Source organism: Limnohabitans sp., from assembly GCF_031538885.1.
Classification (GTDB): Bacteria; Pseudomonadota; Gammaproteobacteria; order Burkholderiales; family Burkholderiaceae_C; genus Limnohabitans.
In genome coordinates, this window is record NZ_JAVKLW010000016.1 from 1 (window position 1) to 9713 (window position 9713).

Sequence of the window (9713 nt, forward strand, 5' to 3'; positions counted from 1 at the left end):
AACCGTGACGGATGAGGAATTGACTATGATTGAAAACCGATTGAATCACCGCCCCAGAAAGCGACTAGGATTCAAGACACCTCACGAGGTATTCCATGCCTCGTTAAAGCGTGTTGCACTTCGTCCTTGAATCCGCCGTTGCAAGACGTGCAAATCGGCGCCGGAGTGCTTGGCTTTGAGGTGATCGAACATCGCCTTGGCCAACACGACCGAGCCCATTTCCGACAGCAAGATGACCAAAATTTTGGGTGTCGCGTTGCAGGTGGGCCTGAGGTGCCCATGCCGTGATCAGCTTGGACCACACCGAAAGCAGGGCGCACAATGCCTGGCCTACCCAGCGATCAATTGCGCGTTGTGTCGAAATTTTCATAGTGTTGAAATTATCCCATCCCCTCTGCCAGACCTCGGCCATCAGTTTGATTGGCCTGATAATTGATAGATGAACCAACTCGACGCACTCAAGCAATTCACCACCGTCGTGGCTGACACGGGCGACTTCAAGCAGCTCGCTCAATTCCAGCCGCAAGACGCCACCACCAACCCGTCGCTGATTTTGAAAGCGGTGCAAAAGCCCGAGTACCAGCCTTTGCTTCAAGCCACCGTGGCCGCCCACGGCAACGAGCCGATGGACGCGCAGATCGATCGCTTGTTGGTGCGCTTTGGCTGTGAGATTTTGTCCACCATCCCGGGGCGTGTGTCCACCGAAGTGGATGCGCGTTTGAGCTTTGACGCCGCCGCCAATGTGGCGCGTGCCAAACGCATCATGGCTTTGTACGAAGCGCAAGGCGTGAAGCGCGAGCGTGTGCTCATCAAAATCGCGTCCACGTGGGAAGGTATTCAAGCCGCTGCTGAGCTAGAGCGTGAAGGCATTCGTACCAACCTCACTTTGTTGTTCTCGTTCGCTCAAGCGGTGGCGTGTGGCGATGCCAAGGTGCAACTCATTTCCCCGTTTGTGGGGCGCATTTATGACTGGTACAAAAAGTCAGCGGGTGGTGCAGTCACCACCAGCGCAAGCGGTGGGTGGGTCGAGGCGGACAACGCGGGCGCGAATGACCCTGGCGTGAAGTCAGTCCGTGCGATTTACAACCACTACAAGCGCCACGGCATCAAGACCGAGGTGATGGGTGCGAGCTTTCGCAACGTGGGTCAAATCACCGCCTTGGCGGGCTGCGATTTATTGACCATTGCGCCCGAATTGCTGGCGCAGTTGGGTGCCTCGAACGAGCCTTTAGCGCAAGCGCTGAGCGCGGCTGCTGCCATGCGGCTGGACTTATCCGAGGTGCATCACACCGAGGCATCGTTCCGCTACGCCATGAATGAAGATGCGATGGCTACCGAGAAATTGGCTGAAGGCATTCGCGCGTTCTGTGTGGACGCGGTGAAGCTAGAAGCGTTGATGCTTAACGCCTAAATGCGGGGCGTAGAAGATGACACGCTTGTGGTGCCATCTTTGAGCAGCAGGCATCGACTAAATTCCGCAAATTCGTCGAGGTGATGCGTGATGATGTTGACCGTGATGGGTAGCTGTAGCGTTTGGTATTCGTGAACCGCGACATTACGAAAACCAACCATGCGCTTCATCGCTTCGGCCAAGGGTTGTTGAATCCAGCTGCCTTGAGCTAATAGCTCAAAAACGTCCCTTGCGCTTTGTGGCAAACCTAATGATTCGCGGCGAATGATGTGTTGCCCCATATCTAGCGCAGCTTCACAGGCGCGTTGAATGTTGAGGATGGCCGCATCTTGACGTGTGAAGTTTGTGGCAAACCCATGAGGATCTGCGTCGTATTCTTCACGGGCTCGTGCCACGCAACGCTCAATGGCCGCTGCTTTGTTCAATAGCACGTCATCGGCCATATACGGAGCCTCGTTCCATCACCTCTTGAACCAGCCGTTGTCGTGCTTGATCGAGGTAGATCTTTTCGTTCAGCATGGCCGCTTCAAAAAGCCCCACGCGCACATCTTTTGCATACCAACGTTTGCCCTGCGTCAAGATTTGGTTTTGCATCACGGTGCTGGCTGCTCGGATGTCTAAAAGATCGACGTGGCAATGTGCGATATCAGCCAATTCGCCTGCCAAATCAAATAGCTGTAAAGGATCTGCATAACCTTCGACCAATACAGCGAGGTCAAGGTCGCTATTGGCGTTCGCGTGACGCCCCGCATCCTTGACTTGACTGCCAAATGCATAGACAGCCATCAGGCTGGGCAGTCGTTGACTTAGGCACAAGAGGATAGGCGTGGTGTCCATGTCGCTATTGTGTCGTATGGCGTCAACGAAAAAAATCCCTGCAATCGCTTGCAGGGATTTTTATTGGGTTTGTCAGTCTGCAACCAAGCATCCCGACGCAGCATGAGTCGCTAAACCAAGGCGCAAGGGCGTAGACAGTGGCATCGTCACGGCAAGCCCTTGCAACGCCGGGTTGGCGCCTCAGGCAAGGAGCCTGGCAATTACATGCCCATGCCGCCCATGCCACCCATATCAGGCATACCGCCAGCGCCTGACTCTTCTTTTGGAGCTTCTGACACCATGCACTCGGTGGTCAACATCAACGAGGCCACAGACGCTGCGTTTTGCAAAGCAGTGCGTGTCACTTTGGTGGCGCCCAAGATACCCCTTTCGATCATGTCGCCGTAGGTGTCGTTGGTAGCAACGTCACCTTTAATGGGGCCAGCAGTTTGGCGAGTCAGAGTTGATTGGCCGCATTGCAGTGCCCGCTCATTGCTTGATCAATATGGTTGACCACGAGTCCATTGCGCGGGTCACCTTAGCGGGCTCCGGTATGTACCCATCAACAACATCGGCACGACCGGCGGGAAGTTCAACAAACTCTGCGATTAGTTCTTTATCGAATGTCAGTGCGTTCGCTTTATCAGTGCCCGTTTGGACACCACGACCAAAGCGATCACTGTCACACAAGCCACCAAGGCTAGTGGATCGAAGTGTTCCCCCATCAGCAAGATCGAATAGCCATAGGTGAAGAAAGGTTGAAGCAGTTGTAGCTGGCTAATGCGCTGTATGCCGCCAAGCGCTAGGGCCCGGTTCCAAGAAAAGAAGCCTAACAACGAGTTGACAAAGGCTAGGAAGGCAAGAGCGCCCCATTGGATGGGGCCAAATGTCTCGAACTGACTTGCGTCGAATTGCCAAAGGGACAACATCGCCAGTATGGGCAGGTTCAACACCAAGGCCCAGCACATTACCTCCCATCCTTCCATTTCCTTGGACAGTGCACCACCTTGGGCGTAGCCGAATCCGGCGAGCACGACGGCACCCAGTAGTGCGAGATCGCCTAGGTAAAAGCCACCGCCTTGTTCGCTGCGTAGGCCAGCGAACAAGGCGACTGCTACAAAGCCGCCGACCGATGCCAGCCAGAAAAACGCTGGCGGACTGTCTCTGGTGATGAGCGTACCGAAGATGGCGGTGGCTAGCGGCAAGGCCGCCAGCACTACGCCCCCGTGTCCAACGGGTACGTGCTGCATCCCCACAGCGGTCAGCACCGGAAAGCCATACACCACACCCAGGGACATCAGAAGTAAACGTTTGAACTGAGAAAAATTCGGCCTAGCAGACCCAATAAACAGTAGCACGGGCGCCGCTACCAGCGCCGCTAGCACCGACCGAAAAAGGCCAATTTGGATCGCGCTGAGGTGTCCTGACAGAGCCTTGGCGCAGGGCAGCGTGAGGGCAAAGGCGGCTACTGACAGAACCCCCAGAAGACATGCCTCGGTCTCGATCGAGGACGAGGTCTGCGGAGACGAGGCGGGCGTAGTGGTGATTCGGTTCATGTTGTATGTGCTTGTGATGGGTGTTAGAGCGTGATTGCACTCACCCTTTTCGAGGGTTAACTTTTGGTAACAAAAATGGTTCAAACAATATGAGCATTGCAACGTGAAGCAACTTTCCTAGTTGAGGGGTATGCAGCAAAAGAAGCTTGGTGTTTATGTCAATCAAGCGATCGCCACTCAAGGATTAACTCTCAGTGATCGATTTGCGAGCGGTCCTTGCGAACGCATTAGGCTAGCGCGTGTTGCTGATAGTGGGCCAGAGAAAATTTTTGCTTGTGTCGCTCAGTCAAAATTCAATCACCCAACGAAAAAGGGCTTCGCAGCTCAAGCCGCGAAGCCCTTAACAGATAAGTCTTGTGATTCACCCTTCGACAAGCTCAGAGCGAACGGACTTGAGAAGCAATTACATGCCCATGCCGCCCATACCACCCATACCGCCCATGCCACCCATATCAGGCATGCCGCCGCCGGCTTCGTCTTTGGGAGCTTCTGACACCATGCACTCGGTGGTCAACATCAAAGAGGCCACAGACGCTGCGTTTTGCAAAGCAGTGCGTGTCACTTTGGTGGGGTCCAAGATACCCATTTCGATCATGTCGCCATAGGTGTCATTGGCAGCGTTGAAGCCGTAGTTGCCTTTGCCAGCCAACACCGCGTTCACCACCACCGATGGCTCGCCGCCCGCGTTGTAAACGATCTCGCGCAGAGGGGCTTCGATGGCTTTCAACACCAGCTTGATACCAGCGTCTTGGTCAGCGTTGTCACCTTTGATGGTGCCAGTCGTTTGACGGGCACGCAGCAAGGCCACGCCGCCGCCAGCCACGATGCCTTCTTCCACAGCAGCGCGCGTGGCGTGCAGGGCGTCTTCCACGCGGGCTTTCTTTTCTTTCATTTCGACTTCGGTAGCAGCGCCCACCTTGATCACGGCCACACCGCCAGCCAACTTGGCCACGCGCTCTTGCAGCTTCTCGCGGTCGTAGTCAGACGTGGCTTCTTCGATTTGCACGCGCACTTGTTTGACGCGGGCTTCGATGTCAGCAGCAGCACCAGCGCCGTCGATGATGATGGTGTTTTCTTTGCCCACTTCGATGCGCTTGGCTTGGCCCAGATCTGCCAAAGTCACTTTTTCGAGTGTCAAGCCCACTTCTTCAGCAATCACTTTGCCGCCGGTCAAGATGGCGATGTCTTCCAACATGGCTTTGCGACGATCGCCGAAGCCTGGAGCCTTGACAGCCACAACCTTCAAGATGCCACGGATGGTGTTGACTACCAAAGTTGCCAAGGCTTCGCCTTCAACTTCTTCAGCAATGATGAGCAATGGACGGCCAGCTTTTGCAACGGCTTCCAGTGTGGGCAACAAGTCGCGGATGTTGCTGATCTTCTTGTCAAACAACAACACGAAGGGGTTGTCCAACAAAGCAGCTTGTTTTTCTGGGCTGTTGATGAAGTAAGGCGACAGGTAACCGCGGTCGAATTGCATGCCTTCCACCACGTCGAGTTCGTTGTTCAACGACTTGCCGTCTTCCACGGTGATGACGCCTTCTTTGCCCACTTTTTCCATGGCGTTGGCGATGATTTCACCAATGCTGTGGTCGCTGTTGGCAGAGATCGAACCGACTTGGGCGATTTCTTTGCTGGTGGTGGTGGCCTTGGTGGCTTTCTTTAGCTCTTCGATCAAGGCAGTCACTGCTTTGTCGATGCCGCGCTTCAAGTCCATGGGGTTCATGCCAGCGGCCACGTATTTCATGCCTTCGCGCACGATGGCTTGAGCCAACACCGTCGCGGTGGTGGTGCCGTCGCCGGCGTTGTCAGACGTCTTGGAAGCAACTTCCTTGACCATCTGCGCGCCCATGTTTTGCAACTTGTCTTTGAGTTCGATTTCTTTGGCCACGGACACACCGTCCTTGGTCACGGTGGGGGCGCCGAAAGAGCGCTCCAGAACCACATTGCGACCCTTAGGGCCCAAAGTCACTTTGACCGCGTTGGCCAAAATGTTCACGCCTTCAACCATGCGTGCGCGGGCTTCGCCGCCGAAAATTACGTCTTTTGCTGCCATTTTTCTAACTCCAAAATTTATTTAATCAGTTGAGGGCAGAGCGGCTGGGCGCTGCGCGCGTCAGTCGGTCTGTCCCGCAAGTTGTTCGACTTATTCGACGACGGCGAAGAGGTCTTCTTCTTTCATCACCAACAGTTCGTCGCCAGACACTTTGACGGTTTGGCCGCTGTACTTGCCGAACAACACGCGGTCGCCGACTTTGACGGTCAAAGCTTTTGTCTCGCCTTTGTCATTGGTCTTGCCGGGGCCAACGGCCAAAACTTCACCTTGATCAGGCTTTTCAGCAGCTGAATCAGGAATGACGATGCCAGAGGCGGTTTTGGTTTCGCTGTCGATACGTTTCACGATCACGCGGTCGCCGAGAGGACGAAGTTTCATTGCATCTCCAAATAGGAACTAAAGGGTTTCAAGCACAGCACCCAGACAGGCTGGACACCAATTAAGCACTGACACAGCGCTGTTGGCACTCTATGTCATTGAATGCTAATTTTAGGCCATTTTGTTGTATTTCAAGAGCTTGGCCCATGAAAAAAGCACCGACAGTGCGGTGCTTTGGGATGAGGCTTGAATGCGTGACGTTTATTGGCTGCGCGCTCGTGCGTGGCGAATGTCTTCCATCACACGGTAGTCGGTCAAGGCGCTGTCCCACAAGCGAGCTTCGTGATCCGCTTTGAGCCACGCCAGAAATTGACGCTTGAGGTATTTGCCAGCGCCCACCAGCGAGACCAAGATGGCCGCCCACAACACCACCCAAGCCCCCAGTTCTTGACCTTCTTGCGACGCATCCACGATGTCGTAGATCGATGCAATAAGGCTCAACGCGCCGAACATCAACAAGACAGCGGCATAGGTGCGCTCTTGCTGCAGACGCTGAACGAGGTTGCGAGCAGAGGTGTACGCGCGCTCAAAACGGGTCACGCCAGGGTGTTCGGTGGTGTAGCTGAGGTTGACGAATGTGGTCATAAGAATCCTTAAATGTCTGGGTCAGACTTGAGTAAGGTTTGATTATAAGGGTTAACCCTTGAATCCACTTGGTTCAAGGGCTATTGTGAAATTTTGCACGGGGTGACCGCCGCAGTAGCTTGGGTCAAGGCAGTTCTAAATTCTCGGCGGGTGCCGCTGCGTCCCTCGGACCGACCATGCCGAGTTTGGCTTTGAGTGACTGAGGTTGACCCGTGATGAGTGCCGCATAGCTGGTGGTGTTGGCCAGCACTTTTTTCACATAGTCGCGAGTTTCGTGGAAGGGCACGTTTTCTGCCCAAATCGCACCTTCCAGCACGGGGCCAACCCCTTCGTTGGGCGCACGCCAGCGGCGTGCGCGGCTGGGCCCTGCGTTGTACGCACCAGCCGCCAAGGGCATGGAGCCTTCAAAGCTGTCGAGAACCAACTTCAAATAGCCGGTGCCGATGGCGATGTTGGTGTCGCGGTCGGTAATTTGGTCGGGTGTAAAGCCGGTCAACCCAATTTTGCGTGCCGTCCACTTGGCGGTAGCGGGCATGACTTGCATGAGGCCCGCTGCGCCCACGTGCGATCGGGCATCGGTGACAAAGCGGCTTTCCTGGCGAATCAGACCGTACACATACGCTGGGTCAAGGTTGATGGTTCTGGCGCGTGCAATGACGGCGTCTTTGTGCGGCATGGGGAAGCGTTGCTCAAAGTCAATCGCGACACGGGTGCGTTCGCTGGTGTTGATGCAGCGGTCCCACACTTGGTTGTCGCAGGCGAGTTGTGCGGCCGCCAACAACTCACGGTCGCTCATCACACCGGCCTTGCCTTGGGCGTCTACCAAGTTGGTGGCGTAGTTCCATTCGCGCACGCCTTCGCTGCGCAGGCCCATGCCAATGGCGTAGAGCGCGCGTTGCAGCGATGGGTTGCGACGTGCGATGTCAATTTCTTCTCCGGTGGGCGCAGCGGGGCGAGCGGGTACGGTGACTTTGCGGCCCAGCTCTTCAAGGGCCAGTTGCTCGTAAAAGCCACGCACGCCAGCAATGCTCTCCAGCATGGCGTTGGCTTCTTGTTGGATTTGTGGCGTGATTTTTTTACGTGCCAACAAGGCGCGTGCGTGCCAGTAAATCCAAGTGGGGTCTCTGCGTGCTTCCGCACTCATGACGCCGATGGCGGCTTCCACCACGTTCCATTTGGGTGTACTGCCTGCACGCAAGGCTGCGCGGGTTTTCCAAGCCAGCATGTCGTCGTTGAGGTCTTTGTCATGTGCCACGCGGGCGAAGTGCGTCAGCGCATCGTCGTCCAAACGCATGGCGGATTGGCGGCCTATTACGCCCCAGACCCAGTGGCGCTCTTCGGTGGTGAGGTAGGGCTGCCATTTGCTGCGCATGAGCTTGTCGGCTTTGTCGGGGTCTGTGGTGGCGACTTTCACCAAGGCCATGACCACCAACTCTTGGCGTACTTTTTGTGGCGCAGCAATGTGCGTGGCCAAAAACTTATCGGCGTTGTTGACGGCCTCAGGCACCGCATCGGCTGCTTCAGGGGCGACGATGTATACGGCATTGCGTGCGCCGCGTGGACGGTTGTACTCCGCCATCAGGCGCGCTTTGCGCCAAACGTCGAGGGCGGTGAAATGTTGGGTGAAGAACAGGCGGTCTGCCGCCAAGGTGCAGCCGTCGTCGGCCTCGCGCATGGCCATCCAGTTTTTGCGAACTTCGTCGGCGATAGCCGGGTTGGCTTGCGGGCCTTTTTCCAGCAACTCTATGGTCAAGAAGTAGCAGCGCAGCTCTCGGTCATCACGCATGCGGTAGTGTGGGTGTTCGTCACTCAGTGTGGTCCAGTCGCGGCGTTGGCCCAATAGCAAGAGCCAGTCGTTGCGCAAGCGGTCTTCTTGGTAGGTGGCGGGGTAGCGGCTTAAGAAGGTGCGCACTTCTTGTGGTGAGGCTTCGTCCAGGCGGGCTTTGAGTTCCCAGTACGCGGCCCAAGGTTCGAGCAAGTGGCCCTTGGCTTGGGGTAGCAAGGCGGTGAGGCGTTTGCGGTCGCCTCGCTTGAAGGCTTGGGCCATGTCCGTGATGACCGCGTCGGCCGGTGCGTTGTTGGACGCAGGGGCCGCTAGGCTGGGTTGAGCCGCACCCAGCGCGAGTAAAACGTTGGTGAACAATGACACAATGACAAACAATTTCATACCCTGATTATCCGTGGACAAAAAAACCTTGCGCCAGCAGCTCATTGAAGAGCGTTTGAACTTGCCCGACCGGCTGGCTCGGGCCGACCTGCTGCAACGCGTGATGCGGATTTGGTTGTTTGACCGCCCTGACACCGTGATCGGCGCTTACTGGCCCATCAAAGGTGAGTTTGACCCGCTACCTGTGTTGCACCGATGGAAAGAAGATGGTGAACTGCTGGATCAGCCACAGCGTCGCCGTATTGGCTTGCCCGTGGTGGACAAGGCGCACAAAACACTAACCTTTCACGCGTGGTATCCGGGTTGCCCGATGGAGGAGGATGCCTACGGCATTCCCAAACCCAAAGACACCGAGGTGGTGGTGCCTACATTGCTGTTTGTGCCCTGTGTGGGCTATGGGCCAGGCGGGTTTCGCTTAGGTTATGGCGGTGGTTTTTATGACCGTACCTTGGCGACCTTGCTGCCAAAACCCTTCACCGCAGGCTTGGGCTTTACCCACGGCTTCTTGCCTGACTTGATGCCTGAACCACACGACATGCCGTTAGACGCGCTGCTCAATGACAACGGCGTGGTGTGGCCGATGGCCTAGCACCGCCTAGCGCTCCCCTAGGGAACATCTGCATAACCTTCTTGTAAACCCTGACAGCGTGAACGCCATAGACTGCGTTGAATACACATGAAACAAACCAGCCTATCGATCAGCGGCTTTGAGCTGCAAAGTAAACGCACACGTCGACGAGAGTT

9 protein-coding genes and 1 pseudogene are annotated in these 9713 nt (G+C 55.9%); 2 read left to right on the plus strand and 8 right to left on the minus strand.

The window, feature by feature from the left end; all coding sequences use genetic code 11:
* The first annotated feature begins 439 nt into the window (after nucleotides 1-439).
* A complete protein-coding gene (gene tal, locus RMS03_RS01120) occupies nucleotides 440-1411 on the plus strand; it encodes a transaldolase (RefSeq protein WP_310625286.1) in 972 nt (323 codons plus the stop codon).
* Here the strand turns inward: tal and RMS03_RS01125 are convergent.
* The 8 genes and pseudogenes from RMS03_RS01125 to RMS03_RS01160 form a co-directional block, all read right to left on the minus strand.
* Nucleotides 1408-1854 (minus strand): type VII toxin-antitoxin system HepT family RNase toxin, encoded by a 447-nt coding sequence (locus tag RMS03_RS01125; protein WP_310625287.1) that lies wholly within the window; start codon nucleotides 1852-1854, stop codon nucleotides 1408-1410. The two genes, tal and RMS03_RS01125, sit on opposite strands and share 4 nt — an antisense overlap.
* Nucleotides 1844-2248, minus strand: coding sequence for a type VII toxin-antitoxin system MntA family adenylyltransferase antitoxin (locus RMS03_RS01130; RefSeq protein WP_310625288.1), 405 nt, complete (start codon nucleotides 2246-2248; stop codon nucleotides 1844-1846). The genes RMS03_RS01125 and RMS03_RS01130 overlap by 11 nt, the downstream gene beginning before the upstream one ends.
* A gap of 200 nt (nucleotides 2249-2448) precedes the next feature.
* Nucleotides 2449-2649: pseudogene (groEL, locus tag RMS03_RS01135) on the minus strand (chaperonin GroEL); the annotation flags it as partial.
* 204 nt (nucleotides 2650-2853) lie between these two features.
* The gene (locus RMS03_RS01140; protein ID WP_310625289.1) at nucleotides 2854-3783 is read right to left on the minus strand and encodes a DMT family transporter; all 930 of its coding nucleotides are present in this window, start codon (nucleotides 3781-3783) and stop codon (nucleotides 2854-2856) included.
* A 403-nt stretch (nucleotides 3784-4186) separates the two neighbouring features.
* Nucleotides 4187-5839: a chaperonin GroEL gene (gene groL / locus RMS03_RS01145; RefSeq protein WP_310625290.1), complete on the minus strand. Its 1653-nt coding sequence runs from the start codon at nucleotides 5837-5839 to the stop codon at nucleotides 4187-4189.
* A gap of 90 nt (nucleotides 5840-5929) precedes the next feature.
* Complete coding sequence (gene groES / locus RMS03_RS01150; RefSeq protein WP_310625291.1) at nucleotides 5930-6217, minus strand: co-chaperone GroES; 288 nt, start codon at nucleotides 6215-6217, stop codon at nucleotides 5930-5932.
* A gap of 201 nt (nucleotides 6218-6418) precedes the next feature.
* Nucleotides 6419-6802 carry a hypothetical protein gene (locus RMS03_RS01155; protein WP_310625292.1) on the minus strand — a complete coding sequence of 128 codons (384 nt, stop codon included), beginning with the start codon at nucleotides 6800-6802 and terminating at the stop codon, nucleotides 6419-6421.
* A 124-nt stretch (nucleotides 6803-6926) separates the two neighbouring features.
* Nucleotides 6927-8969, minus strand: a complete 2043-nt coding sequence (locus RMS03_RS01160; RefSeq protein ID WP_310625293.1) for a transglycosylase SLT domain-containing protein — start codon at nucleotides 8967-8969, stop codon at nucleotides 6927-6929.
* A gap of 13 nt (nucleotides 8970-8982) precedes the next feature.
* Here RMS03_RS01160 and RMS03_RS01165 point away from each other — a divergent pair, with 13 nt between their 5' ends.
* The gene (locus tag RMS03_RS01165; RefSeq protein WP_310625294.1) at nucleotides 8983-9558 is read left to right on the plus strand and encodes a 5-formyltetrahydrofolate cyclo-ligase; all 576 of its coding nucleotides are present in this window, start codon (nucleotides 8983-8985) and stop codon (nucleotides 9556-9558) included.
* Nucleotides 9559-9713: the final 155 nt, after the last annotated feature.